Here is a 15,923-nt window from a genome sequence, read left to right as displayed (position 1 = left end):
CGCCTTTGGCGGGCTCCTCAGGGGGAGGGCCTTGTTTTGCGGCGCGATCCTATCCTCCAAGAGCCATGCGACAGTCTGCGCCATGACGTGGGTGCGGCGCTCTCTTCGGCCTGCGACCCATGCGCATGCCTAAACCCGTTTGCCTTGCCACTTTTTCCACGGCAATATGCCGGCAAAACAACCATGAGAACGGGAAAACAAAATGGCGGCTCCCATCAAGTTCGGCGTTGGCCAAAGCGTGCTGCGCAAGGAGGATGACGCGCTCATCCGCGGCAAGGGCCGCTATACCGACGATTACGCGCCGCAGGCTGCGCTTCGCTGCCTGATGCTGCGTTCGCCGCATGCGCATGCCAAATACACCATCGACGTGAGCCCGGCTCGCGGGCTGCCCGGCGTCGCGCTGATCCTCACCGCCGAGGACGTCGCGGATCTCGGCAATCTGCCGTGCCTGTTCAATCTCGAGACCGATCCGTTCACCGGCCCGCCTTACCCGATCCTCGCCAAGGACGAGGTGCGCCATGTCGGTGATGCCATCGCCTTCGTCGTCGCCGAGACCATCGACCAGGCCCGCGACGCCATCGAGGCGATCGAGGTCAAATGGAGCCCGCTGCCGGCGGTGACCGGGGTCGTCAACGCCGTGAAGAAGGGCGCAGCCCAGGTCTGGCCGGACAAGCCCGGCAACGTGCTGTTCGACGTCTCGATCGGCGACAAGGCTGCGACGGAAGCCGCCTTCGCCAAGGCGCATGCGGTGGCCGAGATCTCGATCGTCAATCCGCGCGTGGTCGCGAGCTTCATGGAGACGCGCGCGGCGGTCTGCGAATACGATGCCAAGCGCGATCACCTGACGCTCACCATCGGCAGCCAGGGCAGCCACCGGCTGCGCGACATCCTGTGCCAGAACGTGCTCAACATCCCCACCGACAAGATGCGGGTGATCTGCCCCGACGTCGGCGGCGGGTTCGGCACGAAGCTGTTCCCGTACCGCGAATACGCCCTGATGGCGGTCGCGGCCAAGAAACTGAAGAAGACGGTGAAATGGGCGGCCGACCGCACCGAGCATTTCATGGGCGATGCGCAGGGCCGCGACAACGTCACCACCGCCAAGATGGCGCTGGCCGAGGACGGCAAGTTCCTGGCGATGGATTGCGACCTGATGGGCGACATGGGCGCGTATCTGTCCACCTTCGGGCCCTACATTCCCCATGGCGGCGCCGGCATGCTGCCGGGCCTCTACGACATCCAGGCCTTCCACTGCCGGGTGCGCACCATCTTCACCAACAGCGTGCCGGTCGATGCCTATCGCGGCGCGGGCCGGCCTGAGGCGGCCTATGTCATCGAGCGTCTGGTCGATGCCTGCGCGCGAAAGCTCGACATGACGCCGGACGCGGTCCGTCGCAAGAACTTCATCCAGCCGAAGGCGCTGCCCTACAAGACCGCCACCGGCAAGGTCTACGATTCCGGCGACTTCGCCGCGCATCTGAAGCGTGCGATGGAGATCGCCGAGTGGAAGGAGTTTCCCAAGCGCGCGAAGCTCGCCAAGAAGCATGGCCTGATCCGCGGCATCGGCCTTGCGAGCTATGTCGAGGTGTGCGGCACCATGGGCGAGGAGACCGCCAATGTGCGGCTCGACCCCAATGGCGACGTCACCGTCCTGATCGGAACGCAATCGAGCGGGCAGGGACACCAGACCGCCTATGCGCAGATCGTCGCCGAGCAGTTCGGCGTCGCGCCCGAGCGCGTCCACATCCACCAGGGCGACACCGACGAGATCGCAACGGGCCTCGGCACCGGCGGCTCGGCCTCGATCCCCTCGGGCGGCGTCAGCGTCGAGCGTGCCACGCGCGAGCTCGGCCAGAAGCTGAAGGAGATCGCGGCGCAGGCGCTGGAAGCCAGCGCGGGCGACCTCGAGATCTCCGAGGGCGTGGTGCGCATCGCCGGCACCGACCGCTCGATCTCGTTCGCCGATCTCGCCAAGCGGCCGGGCGTCGATCCATCGAAGCTGAACGGCAGCGCGACCTTTGCCAGCGCCGACGGCACCTATCCGAACGGCACCCATGTCGCGGAGGTCGAGATTGATCCGGCCACCGGCATCATCAAGATCGTCAACTACGTGATCGTCGACGATTTCGGCAAGACGCTCAATCCGCTGCTGCTGGCGGGACAGGTGCATGGCGGCGCCATGCAGGGCATCGGCCAGGCGCTGATGGAGCAGGTGGTGTATGGCGCCACCGACGGACAGCTCATCACCGCGACCTTCATGGACTACGCGCTGCCGCGCGCGGCTGACGGGCCGGCCTTCGTGTTCGAGACCAACAACATCCCCTGCAAGACCAATCCGATGGGGGTGAAGGGGGCCGGCGAGGCCGGCGCGATCGGCTCCTGCCCGGCGATCGTCAACGCCATCGTCGACGCGCTCTGGCGCGAATACAAGATCGACCACATCGACATGCCGGCAACGCCGGAGCGGGTGTGGATCGCAATCAACGAGCACCATCGCCGCCACAGCCTGTGAACGGTGATCTTCCCCGCGGGCGGGAATAAACGCCCGCCGCGGGGTTCTATTCATGTGACCCATCTCCCAAGAACTCTGCGAGCCGGAGAAGAATACCCGATGAAACGAACGATGATTGTCGCAGGCACCCTGCTTCTGGGTGCGGGCGCCGTGATGGCGCAGCAGGAGATTGCCGTCCAGCAGGACAATCTGATGCGCTCGATCGCCAAGAACCAGTATGGCGTCATCCAGAAGATGACGAAAGGCGATATCCCCTTCGACAAGAAGGCTGCCGATCAGGCCATTGCCAACATCGAGGCCGATGTTGCCAAGATCGCCAAGACCTTCGCGGTCAATCCCAAGCAGGATGTGGTCGACGCGACCTATGGCTCGTCGCAAAAGATCTGGCAGAACAAGGCCGATTTCGATTCGAAGATCCCGCCGGTGCAGAAGGCGATCGCCGACGCCAAGGGCAAGATCACCGACGTGGCGAGCCTGAAGTCCGCCTACACTGCGATCAACGACCGTTGCAACGATTGCCACGAGACGTATCGTGTGAAGCTGAAGTGACGGCGCGGGTCGTGGCCCGAATTTCGTAGCCCGGACGACCGCAACGACACCCGGGACGGTGGAAGCATATCTCGCTGAGCTCATCCGACCTACGGTTGCTGCGATCGCCGCGCCAGCCGGTCGAAGCCGATGGGCCTGTCCCGGGTTGCCTGCGCTCCATCCGCGCGCTTGGCGCTCCCTCTGATCGCGACTGGCCACGAGCCGGCCACGAATTCCGTTCGCATGGCCTGACGGATCGCTGTCAAAGAGGTTATCTATGGTGATGCCGATGCGGCATCGATGTCTCACGGCATCCGGAGGTTCCAACGCCCGGCGCGGAATTGAAGCAACAGCGAGACAGGCCATGGCAAAACCGTTTCCGTCCAAGACCCATATCGGCAACCATATGCTGCATCCGGAAACCTTGATGCTGACCTATGGCTATGATCCGCAACTGTCCGAAGGCGCCATCAAGCCGCCGGTGTTCCTGACGTCCACCTTCGTGTTCAAGACGGCCGAGGACGGGCAGGACTTCTTCGACTACGTCGCCGGCCGGCGCGAGCCGCCGGAAGGCATGGGCGCGGGCCTCGTCTATTCGCGCTTCAATCATCCCAACAGCGAAATCGTCGAGGACAGGCTCGCGATCTACGAGCGCACGGAGAGTTGTGCGCTGTTCTCATCCGGCATGGCGGCCATCTCAACCACGATCCTGGCCTTCGTTCGCCCCGGCGACGTCATCCTGCACTCGCAGCCGCTCTATGGCGGGACGGAAACCCTGCTGACGAACACGCTTGCACGCCTGTCGATCGGCGCCGTCGGCTTTGCCGACGGCATCGACGAGACGGCGGTCAGGCAGGCGTCGGAGGAGGCCATGGGCAAGGGGCGGGTGTCGATGATCCTGATCGAGACGCCGGCCAACCCGACCAACGGCCTAGTCGACATCGCGATGATCCGCCGTGTTGCCGACGCGATCGGAAAGGCGCAGGGACACACACCGGTCATCGCCTGCGACAACACGCTGCTTGGACCGGTGTTTCAGCGGCCGATCGAGCATGGTGCGGACCTCTCGCTGTATTCGCTGACCAAATATGTCGGCGGTCATTCCGACCTGATCGCGGGCGCCGCGCTCGGCTCGAAGGCGATCATGAAGGGCATCAAGGCCTTGCGCGGCGCCATCGGGACCCAGCTCGATCCGCATTCCTGCTGGATGATCAACCGCTCGCTGGAGACGCTGAGCCTGCGGATGGAGAAGGCCAACGACAATGCGCGCCTCGTGGCGGACTTCCTGCGCGATCATCCGAAGGTCGCCAAGGTCCATTACCTCGGTCATCACGAGGAGGACTCGCCGGCCGGGCGCGCGTTTGCGAGGCAGTGTCTCGGCGCCGGATCCACCTTCTCCTTCGACATCGAAGGCGGCAAGCAGGCGGCGGTCAAGTTCCTCAACGCGCTGCAGATCCTCAAGCTGGCGGTGAGCCTCGGCGGAACGGAATCGCTTGCGAGCCTGCCCGCAACCATGACCCATTCCGGCGTCCCCGCCGACATCCGCCGCAAGATCGGCGTCCTCGATTCCACGATCCGGCTGTCGATCGGCATCGAGAACCCGTCGGACCTGATCGCCGACCTCGCGCAGGCGCTGAACGCGGCTTGAGCGCCCCCGGAATCGAAAAGGCCGGACGCGCCCTGCAGCGCCCGGCCTTCGCGCAACGAAGCGGCCTCGAGGCTTACTTCGTCACCTGGCCGCGGATCTCGCCGCCCGGATTGGCTGCAGTGTGGATGTTGATGTAGTACTTGCCGCCGAGCAGATCGGCGGCCTGCGCGTCGGTCAGGGTCGCTTCGCCCTTGACCGGGCTCGAGGCCGCGTTCGGGATCGGGACGGCAACGCCTGCGTTCTTGCCGGCCTCGGCAGGGCCGTGGAAATGCGCGGCGGTGGCGGGCCCAGAGAGGCCGGAATAGGTGACGGTCCAGGACAGTTTCTTGCTGGCGGCATCATAGTTGAGATCGGCCGTTCCCGTGGCGCTGCTGGTCGTCGCCGGCACCTCGGCCTTGCCGTCGAGCGTTGCTTTCAGCTTTTCGGCGTTCGCGGACCCTGCAAAGGCAACGGCACCGAGCGCGAACACGGCAATGACGGACTTGTTCATGACGTTCTCCCTGTTGAACCCGAAGGGGCTGCCAAACTTCCAACAGCCGGCATTTCAGTTTATTCCGGTCTCCGGCCAGGGCGGGCTAAATTCTTCGTGGCTGGAGCCGCGACGGCATCGGTCGTAAGTTCGCCGCAACGAGTGAATGGGTCCGCATGTTGCAACGAACAATTGTCGCGGCGCTGCTCGTCGCGGTCGCCGCTGCCGGCCTTTACTGGTGGCTCAGTGCGCCGGTGGTGGCGGCTGCGGGCGCCATCCCGGCCCGCGCGCCCGATCTGGCCAATGGCGAGGTGATGTTCAACGCCGGCGGCTGCGCGTCCTGCCATGCCGTTCCCAATCAGCCCGATCGTCTCAGGCTTGGTGGCGGCGTCGCGATCAAATCGCCGTTCGGAACGTTCTACGCACCGAACATCTCGCCCGATCCGAACGACGGCATCGGCAAATGGACGGACGCCGATTTCGTCAACGCGGTGATGCACGGGGTCTCGCCATCGGGCCAGCACTATTTTCCGGCCTTTCCCTACACCTCCTACCAGCACGCGAGGCGGCAGGATGTGCTCGATCTCTTTGCCTATCTGAAAACGCTGCCGGCGGTTGCAGGCAAGGTGCGTGATCACGAGGTGAGCTTTCCCTTCGACATCCGGCGCAACATCGGCATCTGGAAGTTCCTGTTCATGGACGGCAAGCCCTTCGTCGCCGACGCCAGCAAGTCGCCGCAGTGGAATCGCGGCGCCTATCTCGTCAACAGCTTCGGCCATTGCGCCGAGTGCCACAGCCCGCGCAATGCGCTGGGCGGCATCATCTCCGGCCAGCGATTTGCCGGCGGTCCGAATCCGGAAGGCGAGGGATGGGTTCCGAACATCACCCAGAAGCGCCTCGGCGAGTGGAGCGCGAAGGATCTCGCCTATTTCCTCAAGACCGGTGAATTACCGGATGGCGACAGCGCCGGCGGCGCGATGACGCGCGTGATCAAGAACACCTCGCAATTGCCGGACCAGGATCTCGCGGCGATGGCGGAGTACCTCAAATCGCTGCCGCCGGTGGACGGGCCGACGCCGCCGAAACGCAAGCAGGGCAGCTAATACGGCTCAAGCTAGCCCGCGCCGAACGCCTTGAAGGTGATGATGGTGAGGGTGTCCTGGATGCCCGGCAGCACCTGCACCTTCTCGTTGACGAAGTGACCGATGTCGGTGTCCTTGTCGACGTAGAACTTCACCAGCAGGTCGTATTGGCCGGCCGTGGAGTAGATCTCGGAGGCGATCTCGGCTTCGGCGAGCGCGTTGGCGACCACATAGGACTGGCCGAGCTTGCATTTGATCTGGACGAAAAAGGGAACCATCGCGGGCACTCCGAGAGCGTATTCTTCCGGCTAATAGGCCAAAACCGGCCGGATTTAGCAAGCGAACTTGCTGGGTTCGGCGGGGGCTTGCTAAGACGGATCATGGCTCGAAAACGCGGAAAATCGTCATGACGACCCCGGTCGCACTCACCATCGCCGGCTCCGATTCGAGCGGCGGCGCCGGCATCCAGGCCGACCTGAAGACCTTTGCCGCGCTCGGCGTCTACGGCGCCTCCGTGATCACGGCGCTGACGGCGCAGAACACGCGTGGCGTCACCGGCATCCACGCGGTGCCGGCCGCGTTCGTCACCGGACAGATCGACGCGGTGTTCTCCGATCTCGAAATCGGCGCGGTGAAGATCGGCATGGTGGCCCAGGTCGCCAGCATCGATGCCATCGCCGCCGCGCTGTCGCGCTGGGCGCCCCGGCACGTCGTGCTCGATCCCGTCATGGTCGCGACCTCCGGCGACCGCCTGCTGGCCGCGGAAGCCGTCGACGCCCTGCGCACCAGGCTGATTCCGCTCGCCGCCGTGATCACACCCAACCTGCCGGAGGCCGCGGCTCTGCTCGATGAGCCGGTCGCGGCAAGCGAGGCCGAGATCGAGAGCCAGGGGCGCCGCCTGCTGGCGCTCGGCTGCCGCGCCGTCCTGGTCAAGGGCGGGCATGGCGAGGGCGCGGAGAGCATCGACTATCTGGTCGGTGCGGACAGCACGATCGCGCTCGCCGCGCCGCGCATCGCCACCCGCAACACCCATGGCACCGGCTGCTCGCTGTCCTCCGCGATCGCGGCGGGGCTGGCCAGAGGCGAGGATCTGGAAAACGCCGTGCGCAATGCCAAGGCCTGGATCAGCGCAGCGATCGGCGCCGCCGACCGCTTCAGCGTCGGCCACGGCCATGGGCCGATCCATCATTTCCACAGGTTCTACTGACGCGGGCCGCCCGCGGCAGCGGTGCACTTTGGGGGCACGCTCTAGCCCCCACATCGTCATGGCCGGGCCTGTCCCGGCCATCCACGCCTTGCCACGCAGCACGAAGAACGTGGATGCCCGGGACAAGCCCGGGCATGACGATCACCTTCTGCGGCGCCATGTCGCCTGATTGTCGCATGCGACTGATATTCGCGGGGAGGGCGAGGCGAAGTTTGATTCGTAGCTGAGGTGCCTCAAGGTTCAATCGGTCATCCCCCTGTCACGGGACATTGTTACAGGCTGGCGCATGGGAAGTTACGCTGTGAGTGACGAGAGCCCGGAGCGGCGCTTTCGCACCTTGTTCATCTCCGACGTCCATCTCGGAGCCCGCGGTTCTCAAGCCGATCTACTGCTCGACTTCCTGCGCTACCACGATGCCGACACGATCTATCTCGTCGGCGACATCGTCGATGGCTGGGCGCTGAAATCGAGCTGGCACTGGCCGCAATCGCATAACGACCTCGTCCAGAAGCTGTTGCGCAAGGCGCGCAAGGGCGCCAAGATCATCTACATCCCCGGCAATCACGACGAGTTCCTGCGCAACTATTACGGCACGCATTTCGGCGGTATCGACGTCGTCGAGAACACGGTTCACGCCGGCGCCGACGGCAAGCGCTATCTGGTCATCCACGGCGACATCTTCGATCTCGTGGTGCAGAACGCGCGCTGGCTCGCCCATCTCGGCGACAAGGCCTACGACTTCGCGATCCAGATGAATCGCCTCGTCAACTTCTTCCGCCGCCTGTTCGGTGTACCCTATTGGTCGCTGTCGCAATGGGCCAAGCAGAAGGTCAAGAACGCCGTCAACTATATCGGCGCGTTCGAGCAGGCGCTCGCCGCCGAGGCGCGGCGCCACGAAGCGGACGGCGTGATCTGCGGCCACATCCACTACGCCGTGATCCGCGACGAGGCCGGCATCCGCTACATGAATTGCGGCGACTGGGTCGAGAGCTGCACCGCCCTGGTCGAGCATGACGACGGCCATTTCGAGATCATCACCTGGGCGGATCATCTGCAGAAGCCGGCGGCGGTCCCGCAGGTCGCGGCAAGAGCTGCATGACAAGGGCCGCCTGATGCGCATCCTGGTCGCGACCGACGCCTGGCACCCGCAAGTCAACGGTGTGGTTCGGACGCTGACCAAGCTTGCTGACGCGGCCAAGGATCTCGACGTCGAATTCGCGTTCCTGACGCCGCAATCGTTCCGCACCTTCGCGATGCCGAGCTATCGCGACGTGCGGCTGGCCATGCCGCGCCCGGCGCGGATCGCGAGGCTGATCCAGGAAGCGCGTCCGGACAGCATCCACATCGCGACGGAAGGGCCGATCGGACTGATGGTCCGCCGCTATTGCCGCCAGCGCAAGCTGCCGTTCACGACCAGCTTCCACACCCGATTCCCGGAATATGTCCGCGCCCGCGTGCCGGTGCCGGGCTCGCTGATCTGGCACGCGCTGCGCCGTTTCCATGCGCCCAGCCGTGCCGTGATGGCAGCAACCCCGGCGCTGGCCCGCGAACTGACCGACCGCGGTTTCGACAATGTCGTGCTGTGGCCGCGCGGGGTCGATACCGGCCTGTTCCATCCCCGTGCCATCGATCTTTGCCTGCCGGCACCGGTGTTCCTGTCGGTAGGCCGGGTCGCGGTGGAAAAGAATCTCGAGGCTTTCCTCGACCTCGACCTGCCCGGCACCAAGGTCATCGTCGGTGACGGCCCGGCGCGGGCCTCGCTGGAGGAGGCCTATCCCGATGCGATCTTCCTCGGCGAGAAGCAGGGCGAGGCACTGGCGGACATCTACGCAGCCGCCGACGTGTTCGTGTTCCCCAGCAAGACCGACACGTTCGGCCTGGTCCTGCTGGAAGCGCTCGCCAGCGGGCTGCCGGTGGCGGCCTTTCCGGTGAAAGGCCCCCGCGACGTGATCGGCGATGCGCCGGTGGGCGCGCTCGATCACGATCTGGGCAGTGCCTGCTTCGCCGCGCTGGACGTCTGTCGGCAGGACTGCGTTGCGTTCGCCGCCAACTACACCTGGGAAGCCTCGGCGCGGGTCTTTATCGACAGCATCAGGGCGGTTGGCGCGGTGCTGCCCGGCGGGAACGGGACGGAACAGCCGCGCTTCGTCGCCTAGAGCCATCTCGATCGCGCGAGAACGTTTTGGGAATCCTCGCGCGGAGGTGTCTTGCCGGGGCCTCGTCGGCCGCGATACCATTCCGCCATGACCGAACAGCTCCTCCCGGTCGGCCCTGCCGACATCGATGCCGCAGCGCGCGTGATCGCGCCTTATGCCATCCGCACCCCGCTGTTGTCCTTCCCTGTGCTCAACGAGCGTGTCGGCGCGAAAGTGTTCTTGAAGCCGGAGATGCTCCAGCGCACCGGCTCGTTCAAGTTCCGCGGCGCCTTCAACAAGGTGTTCTCGATCCCGCAGGACAAGCGCGCCGGCGGCGTGGTTGCGTTCTCCTCGGGCAACCATGCCCAGGGCGTGGCAGCCGCGGCAAAGATCCTCGACATGCAGGCCACCATCGTAATGCCGGCGGACGCGCCGCTGTCGAAGCGCGAGCGCACCAAATCCTACGGCGCCGAGGTCGTGCTCTATGATCGCGACAAGGACGACCGCGAGGCGATCTCGCGCGGCATCGCCGAGAAGCGCGGCGCGACGCTGGTCAAGCCCTACGACGATCCCTTCGTGATCGCGGGGCAGGGTACCGCCGGCCGCGAGATCGCCGAGGACATGGCGAGCCTCGGTCTCGCCCCTGACATCGTGGTGGCGCCGGCCTCAGGCGGCGGCCTGATCGCGGGCGTCGCGACGGCGGTGAAGGCGCGCTATCCGCTGGCCGAGATCGTGGTGGCCGAGCCGGAGGCATTCGACGATCACGGCATTTCGCTGACCGCCGGCCACCGCGAGCCGCATGCACCGGCGGGGCGCACCATCTGCGATGCGCTGATGGCCTTGATGCCCGGCGAGATGACCTTTGCGATCAACAGCAAGCTGCTCGCGCGCGGCGTCACTGCATCGGACAAGGAAGTCGGCGCGGCCGTCGCGTTCGCCTATCGCGAGCTCAAGCTCGTGGTGGAGCCCGGCGGCGCCGTCGGCCTCGCCGCGCTGCTCGCGGGGCGTCTCGACGTCGCTGGGAAGAACGTCGTCATCGTGCTCTCCGGCGGCAATGTCGACGCCGATCTGTTCGCCGAGCTGGTGGCCTAGAGTACGATGAGATCAGGTTCTGATGCCGCAACGACGGAGGTGCGCTCCCTCCCCCGTTTGCGGGGGAGCGTTGGGGAGAGGGTAGCTCCGCAATCGAGAGCCCCCAAGAGGTGAGAGCCCTCACCCGGCGCGTTGCGCCGACCTCTCCCGCAAGCGGGAGAGGTGCACCGAGCCCGCGGCCGGCTGATTCAACCTAAGCCCATTCCGCTCTAGCCGTCATTCCGGACCTGCGCCTTTCGGCGCATGCCGGAATGATGACGTTCAAGGGCTGAGATGAAGAAAGGGCAGAGCGTCACCGCTCTGCCCTTTCGTCTTGTCGATTTCGCGGTTCGAATTCACGGCTTGCTCGGTACAACCTCTCCCGCTTGCGGGAGAGGTCGGCACGTAGTGCCGGGTGAGGGCTTTTTCCTCTTGGGGATTGTCCCGTTGTGGAGAGACCCTCTCCCCAACCCTCGCAAGTGCAGGGCAATCGCATTTGAATTTTGCAGAGGTCGTCATGCCCGGGCTTGTCCCGGGCATCCACGTTCTTTGTGCCGCGTGGAAAGGCGTGGATGGCCGGGACAAGCCCGGCCATGACGCTATGGAGACAGTCGATGCCCATAGCCACATCTCATATGCGATAGCCCTCCCCCGCAAGCGGGGGAGGGAGCGCACCTTCTTCGTTCGCGCAGTCAGTGCATGAAGCCGCCGCGGCGATTGCCGCCATTGCTCGTGCTCGGCGCCTGGTTCATCGACTGCCGGAAGTTGTTGTTGCTGTTGACCATGCGGCTCGGCATCGTGTTGAGCTGCGGACGGTTGGTCTGCACGTTGTTCTGCACCTGCACCTTGTTCACCGGGTTGCCGTTGCGCTCCACGATGCCGGTGTTGCCGTTGGTGATGCGGATCGGGCGGTTCTGCGTCTGAACATTGATCGGCTTCGCATCGATCTTCGATCCGCCCTTGCCGACATTCACCGGCATGCTCACGACCTTGCCCGGCTTGCCATTGGCGTTGCCGCCGTCCGGCTTGGTGTTGGTCGCAGGCAGCGTCACGATCTTGCCGATGCCGCCCTTGTTGTTGGTGGTGGTGGTCGGCGCTGGCAGGGTGACGATCTTGCCCAAGGACTGCGACGGCGTGCCGTTCTGCGGGTTCGGCTGGTTGTTGTTGCCAGCCGGCAGATTGACGATCTGGCCGCCATTGCCGGGCTTGCCGATGCCATTGCCGTCGACCGGCTTCTGCAGGGCCGGCAGGTTGCCGCCCGTCTGCGACCCACCATGACCCTGCTGCATCAGCGGCAAGTATTTGGGCTGGCCGAGATTGCCGATCTTGAGGATCGGCGCAATGTTCTGCGGCGCCAGGAACTTGGTCGCCTGCATCACGGGGATCTGCTTCGGCTGCGCCTGCAGCTTCAGTGCGACCTGTGCATAGGGGCTGTTGCCGTAGCTGTCGTAGAAGCTCTTGTAGGCAAGCGGCGAGTTCGCGAGCACCGCCTTGTGCCAGGCCTGCGAGATCAGGAGGTTCTTGAGCAGCCAGCGGACGTGGTCGCACAGCGGATCGTGCGGATACATCCGGATGAACTCCTGATAGTATTCCGGACGGTCCTCGGACACGACGTAGTCATAGGCCTGGCGTGTCGAACGGCTCGGCAGGTTGGAGGCCAGCTGCACGACAGGCGCCTTCACCGGTGCGCGGTTGGCGGCCACCGCGGTGTCGCCGAAGAAGGTGAAGTCGGACGTCAGCGAGGAGCTCTCCCACGGGATCTGCGCGCCGCTCGTGGTCTGGTTGACCTGCAGGCGCACGCGCTTGAACAGCTGCTCGATCGGCACGTTGGGCTCGCGCGCGACGTTCAGGAACGCCTGGGTATAGGGGCTGTGACCGCCCGTGCCGTCGAGCGCCTCGGCGCCCGGCGCAGTCGAGTAGCCGACGATCGATCCGTTCGGCGCATCGACGATGGCAAGGCCGCGGCCGGCATCGTTGACCTCAGGGAACGGGTTGTTGCGGCAGGCATCGAGAATGACGATGCGCATGCGGCTCGGGATCGTCTCCAGCGTGGACATCACGTCGACGAGGCGCACCGAATTGTTGACGAGCTCGGTCGGGCTGGAGACCTTGGCGTCGACGGGAACGAGATAGTTCTCGCCGGCGAGCTGCACGCCGTGACCGGCGTAATAGACCATCGCCACCGTGTTGGGACCGCGCGAGGCGACCTTGGCGGAAAAGTCCTGGACGACACGGAGCATGTCGTTCTGGGTCAAATCGGTCGCTGCGACGACCTCGAAGCCGGCGGAGTTCAGGAACTGCGCCATCGATTGCGCGTCATCGTCGGGGTTCGCAAGCTGCGGCGCGTTCTGGTAGTTCGCATTGCCGATCACCAGCGCCACCCGCTGCTCGGGGCCTTGCAGGGCGGTGGGGGCCGGTGCGACCGGGGCGACTTGCGCGGAAACGGGCCCGCAGGCGAAGCCGAACAGGCTTCCCAGCAGGCTAGCCGTCATCAGGAAAGGCTTTAAGCGGAACATGGCGTGCTCCTTTGGCACTCATCTCGATGCGAGATTGGTTGCGAGCAAGCTTGTCCGCGTTCGAGCCTGTGGTCCGCGATCCCTATCACCGTGGCCGCGTACGTGATCTGAATCACGCTTGGAACCTGCTATGGTTAGCGATCGATTGGGAGGATAGTCCGCCACATGCTGAAATCGATCGATCCGATCCTGACGCCCGACCTTCTCTGGCTGCTCGCCTCCATGGGCCATGGCGACGACCTCGTCTTCGTCGATGCCAATCACCCGGCCACCCGCATTGCGCAGAGCACCTCATCGCAGCGCCTGATCCGGCTGCCGGGCATGAGCATGGAGACTGCCATCCGCGCCATCATGTCGGTCTATCCGCTCGACGATTTCGATCCCGATCCGGTGCGCGTGATGATGCCGGTCGACGATCCCGACCGCGTGCCCGAGGTGCAGCATGCGGTGCTGGCGGAGATCGCGCGCGCCGCCGGCCGCCCCGTCACTCCCGGCAAGCTGTCACGGGCGGATTTCTATCGTGCGGCGGCGGCAGGCTTTGGCGTCGTGCAGGTCGGAGACAGCAGAGGCTATGGCTGCTTCCTGCTCCGCAAGGGCGTGATCAGCTAGCGGGGCCGCGTTCGATCGACGCACCGCTTGCTGTAAGCCGAATGCGATCATCTTGTGCAATGATCCTGCGCATGGATCCATTCATCCAGCACTCGAATTTGAATGGCCTTCCAGCAGGCGAGCGTCTATGGTCGACGCATGTCCCGCCTCGTGTGTCTATTCGTTGCTGTCATCCTGTCGCTGCTGCCGTCCGTCGCGCCCGCTGAGGCCGCGCAAAAGCGTCCCAAGCCGGTCTGGAAGGGTTACGGCTTCCTGCCTGGCTATCGGCAGCCGCTGAGCAACAGCATTCCGCTCTACAAGCAGAAGGACGCGATGCGGCGCCTTGCGCGCAACGACCGGCGCCATTGGTACATCGACCCGGTTCCGCAATATTACCGCTGGGATGGCGAGTGGCACTATTTCGGCCGGCCAGGCTTCAACGGCGGCCGCTACAATGGCGGCAGCTTCGGCCCGTGCTGGACGCGAACACCGATCGGGCCGATCTGGAATTGCGGGTAAGCGGCTGATTGCCTCGTCATTGCGAGCGTAGCGTAGCAATCCAGAATCTCTCCGCGGAGACACTCTGGATTGCTACGCTACGCTTGCAATGACGATGCGAGAGTGTGCCCCTCTTCTCGCTCCGGTGCCCCGGACGCAGCGCAGCGTCACTTCGACGGTGCGCTGCAGAGCCGGGGCCCATGTTGCAGTTGAATGCATGGCGTCTGGGTCCCGGATCTGCGCTTCGCTTGTCCGGGACACGCGAGTGAACGGCGCGGAAGAAACTTACCGCTTACGAGAAGAACGCGATCTTCTCGGCCTGGGTCATGCGGCGGATCGGGGCGAGCGGGTCGTTGGCCGGCGCGCGGGGCTTCTGCAGGATGCCGCTGGCGAGGATGGTGGCGCCGAGCGAGGGCTCGGGTGAGGACGTGGACAAGGGCGATGGCATCGGCAGCGTCGCGGTCGACGCTGCGGCGAACGTTGCCGTGGCCGCCATGGCCGGGGCCTGCTGCTCCATCACCTCGGCGGCGGCTTCTGCAATCGCGTCGGTGAGGCGCGCGAGCGAGTCCATCGCGATCGGTGCGTCCGCGGCGGGCTCTTCCGCGACGACAGGCTCAGACGCGATCGGCTCCGGAAGCTCGGCGGCAACGGGCGCTGCGGCGTCCGAGGCCATCGGTTCCGGCATCGGCGCGGCCAACTCGACCGGTTCGACGATCTCGTCGAACTCCGGATCGGGCGCGGCCATCTCCAGCGCGATGGCCTCGAGTATGGCTTCGTCCTCGGCTTCCGCGGCGGCATCGGGCGGGAACGCATCGGCGGCCTCCGCGAAGGCGGCTGGTTCGGCGATCGGCTCCTCGAGAGCGACGTCTTCGACTGCGGCCTGGTCGGGCGCGATGTCGCTTTCGGCAACCGTTTCCGGCATGGCGGCAGCGTCGACAGCCTGCTCGGCCGTGGCGAGCGCTTCGGTGGTGCCGGCCTTCTCAGCGGCTGCTTCGGGCTCGGGAGTTGCTGCGATGTCCTGCGGCGTTTCCGTAAAAGCCACGGGGGCTTCGCTGGCCGTCTCGGCGGGCGCGGCAGACGGCGCGGCCTGCGGCGTTGCGCCGCCGTCAAGCTGCTCGACACGATCCCTCAGCAGATCGAAGGCGGCTTTGAGCTCGACGCGGGGGTCGATGGTCGAAATCTGTCCGCAGGCGGCCTCGATCGAGGCGAGCTGCGAATCAATGAGGTCGCAGATTCGCCCGTCGGCGCCGATCTCGCGCCAGCGCCAGGAGATCTCCTTGATGATGCGCACCCCGCGCGGGATCGGCGCGAGGCTGGCCTCGATCGCCGCGGGATCGACCGCCGCGATCGCGATCGTCTCGGCCTCGCGGATGGCGCGGCGGATCTCGACCAGCGCTTCGGGCAGGCGGTCCTCGACGACGGGTTGTCGCTGTGCTGCAAGGGTTTCTTCGATCCTTGCGACCGCGTCCAGCACCATGCGCGTGTCGGCATTGCGGTTGCGCCTGGCGTATTCGCCGAGGAACCAGCGACCGCGCGCGGTCTCCATGAAGGCTTCGCGGATCGCGTCGTAATCCTGCTCGTTCGGCTCGGCCGCGCGGGCAGACATGGGCGAGAGGGCGAATGCTTCGTTGGCCATGACAATCTCGTCGCGCAAATCATCGCGCGTTAC

The 15,923-nt window shown here is 65.4% G+C and carries 14 protein-coding genes; 10 read left to right on the top strand and 4 right to left on the bottom strand.

All coding sequences use genetic code 11. From position 1 onward, the window contains the following. Positions 1-202 precede the first annotated feature (202 nt). From FJV43_RS05500 to FJV43_RS05490, 3 genes are all read left to right on the top strand, one after another. The gene (locus FJV43_RS05500; RefSeq protein WP_239625205.1) at positions 203-2,512 is read left to right on the top strand and encodes a xanthine dehydrogenase family protein molybdopterin-binding subunit; all 2,310 of its coding nucleotides are present in this window, start codon (positions 203-205) and stop codon (positions 2,510-2,512) included. A 99-nt stretch (positions 2,513-2,611) separates the two neighbouring features. After that, positions 2,612-3,061 carry a cytochrome c gene (locus tag FJV43_RS05495; protein ID WP_239625203.1) on the top strand — a complete coding sequence of 150 codons (450 nt, stop codon included), beginning with the start codon at positions 2,612-2,614 and terminating at the stop codon, positions 3,059-3,061. Positions 3,062-3,404: 343 nt separating this feature from the next. Further along, the gene (locus FJV43_RS05490; protein ID WP_239625202.1) at positions 3,405-4,688 is read left to right on the top strand and encodes a cystathionine gamma-synthase family protein; all 1,284 of its coding nucleotides are present in this window, start codon (positions 3,405-3,407) and stop codon (positions 4,686-4,688) included. 73 nt (positions 4,689-4,761) lie between these two features. Here the strand turns inward: FJV43_RS05490 and FJV43_RS05485 are convergent, their stop codons facing one another. Continuing rightward, on the bottom strand, positions 4,762-5,178 hold the full coding sequence (locus FJV43_RS05485) for a CHRD domain-containing protein (protein WP_028182282.1): 417 nt from the start codon (positions 5,176-5,178) through the stop codon (positions 4,762-4,764). 155 nt (positions 5,179-5,333) lie between these two features. Between FJV43_RS05485 and FJV43_RS05480 the strand changes: the two genes are divergently transcribed. Further along, positions 5,334-6,260, top strand: coding sequence for a cytochrome c (locus FJV43_RS05480; RefSeq protein ID WP_239625200.1), 927 nt, complete (start codon positions 5,334-5,336; stop codon positions 6,258-6,260). An 11-nt stretch (positions 6,261-6,271) separates the two neighbouring features. Here the strand turns inward: FJV43_RS05480 and FJV43_RS05475 are convergent, their stop codons facing one another. After that, the gene (locus FJV43_RS05475; RefSeq protein WP_008554991.1) at positions 6,272-6,517 is read right to left on the bottom strand and encodes an Lrp/AsnC family transcriptional regulator; all 246 of its coding nucleotides are present in this window, start codon (positions 6,515-6,517) and stop codon (positions 6,272-6,274) included. A 128-nt stretch (positions 6,518-6,645) separates the two neighbouring features. Here FJV43_RS05475 and thiD point away from each other — a divergent pair, with 128 nt between their 5' ends. The 4 genes from thiD to FJV43_RS05455 all read left to right on the top strand — a co-directional run bounded on the left by thiD (position 6,646) and on the right by FJV43_RS05455 (position 10,673). Beyond that, entirely contained in the window at positions 6,646-7,446 is an 801-nt protein-coding gene (gene thiD, locus FJV43_RS05470) for a bifunctional hydroxymethylpyrimidine kinase/phosphomethylpyrimidine kinase (protein ID WP_239625198.1), read from the top strand. 286 nt (positions 7,447-7,732) lie between these two features. Beyond that, positions 7,733-8,545 (top strand): UDP-2,3-diacylglucosamine diphosphatase, encoded by an 813-nt coding sequence (locus FJV43_RS05465; protein WP_028182133.1) that lies wholly within the window; start codon positions 7,733-7,735, stop codon positions 8,543-8,545. A gap of 13 nt (positions 8,546-8,558) precedes the next feature. Further along, positions 8,559-9,602, top strand: coding sequence for a glycosyltransferase family 1 protein (locus tag FJV43_RS05460; RefSeq protein ID WP_239625197.1), 1,044 nt, complete (start codon positions 8,559-8,561; stop codon positions 9,600-9,602). 87 nt (positions 9,603-9,689) lie between these two features. Beyond that, on the top strand, positions 9,690-10,673 hold the full coding sequence (locus FJV43_RS05455) for a threonine/serine dehydratase (protein WP_239625195.1): 984 nt from the start codon (positions 9,690-9,692) through the stop codon (positions 10,671-10,673). 671 nt (positions 10,674-11,344) lie between these two features. Here FJV43_RS05455 and FJV43_RS05450 read toward each other — a convergent pair. After that, complete coding sequence (locus FJV43_RS05450; protein WP_239625194.1) at positions 11,345-13,168, bottom strand: caspase family protein; 1,824 nt, start codon at positions 13,166-13,168, stop codon at positions 11,345-11,347. 165 nt (positions 13,169-13,333) lie between these two features. Between FJV43_RS05450 and FJV43_RS05445 the strand changes: the two genes are divergently transcribed. Further along, positions 13,334-13,777 carry an RbsD/FucU domain-containing protein gene (locus tag FJV43_RS05445; RefSeq protein ID WP_239625192.1) on the top strand — a complete coding sequence of 148 codons (444 nt, stop codon included), beginning with the start codon at positions 13,334-13,336 and terminating at the stop codon, positions 13,775-13,777. Positions 13,778-13,915: 138 nt separating this feature from the next. Further along, a complete protein-coding gene (locus tag FJV43_RS05440; protein WP_239625191.1) occupies positions 13,916-14,275 on the top strand; it encodes a hypothetical protein in 360 nt (119 codons plus the stop codon). A gap of 271 nt (positions 14,276-14,546) precedes the next feature. Here the strand turns inward: FJV43_RS05440 and FJV43_RS05435 are convergent, their stop codons facing one another. Further along, positions 14,547-15,890: a hypothetical protein gene (locus FJV43_RS05435; protein ID WP_239625189.1), complete on the bottom strand. Its 1,344-nt coding sequence runs from the start codon at positions 15,888-15,890 to the stop codon at positions 14,547-14,549. Positions 15,891-15,923 lie beyond the last annotated feature (33 nt).

Source organism: Bradyrhizobium sp. I71 (genome assembly GCF_022354745.1).
Lineage (GTDB): Bacteria > Pseudomonadota > Alphaproteobacteria > Rhizobiales > Xanthobacteraceae > Bradyrhizobium > Bradyrhizobium liaoningense.
This window is presented reverse-complemented; position numbering and strand designations above follow the sequence as displayed.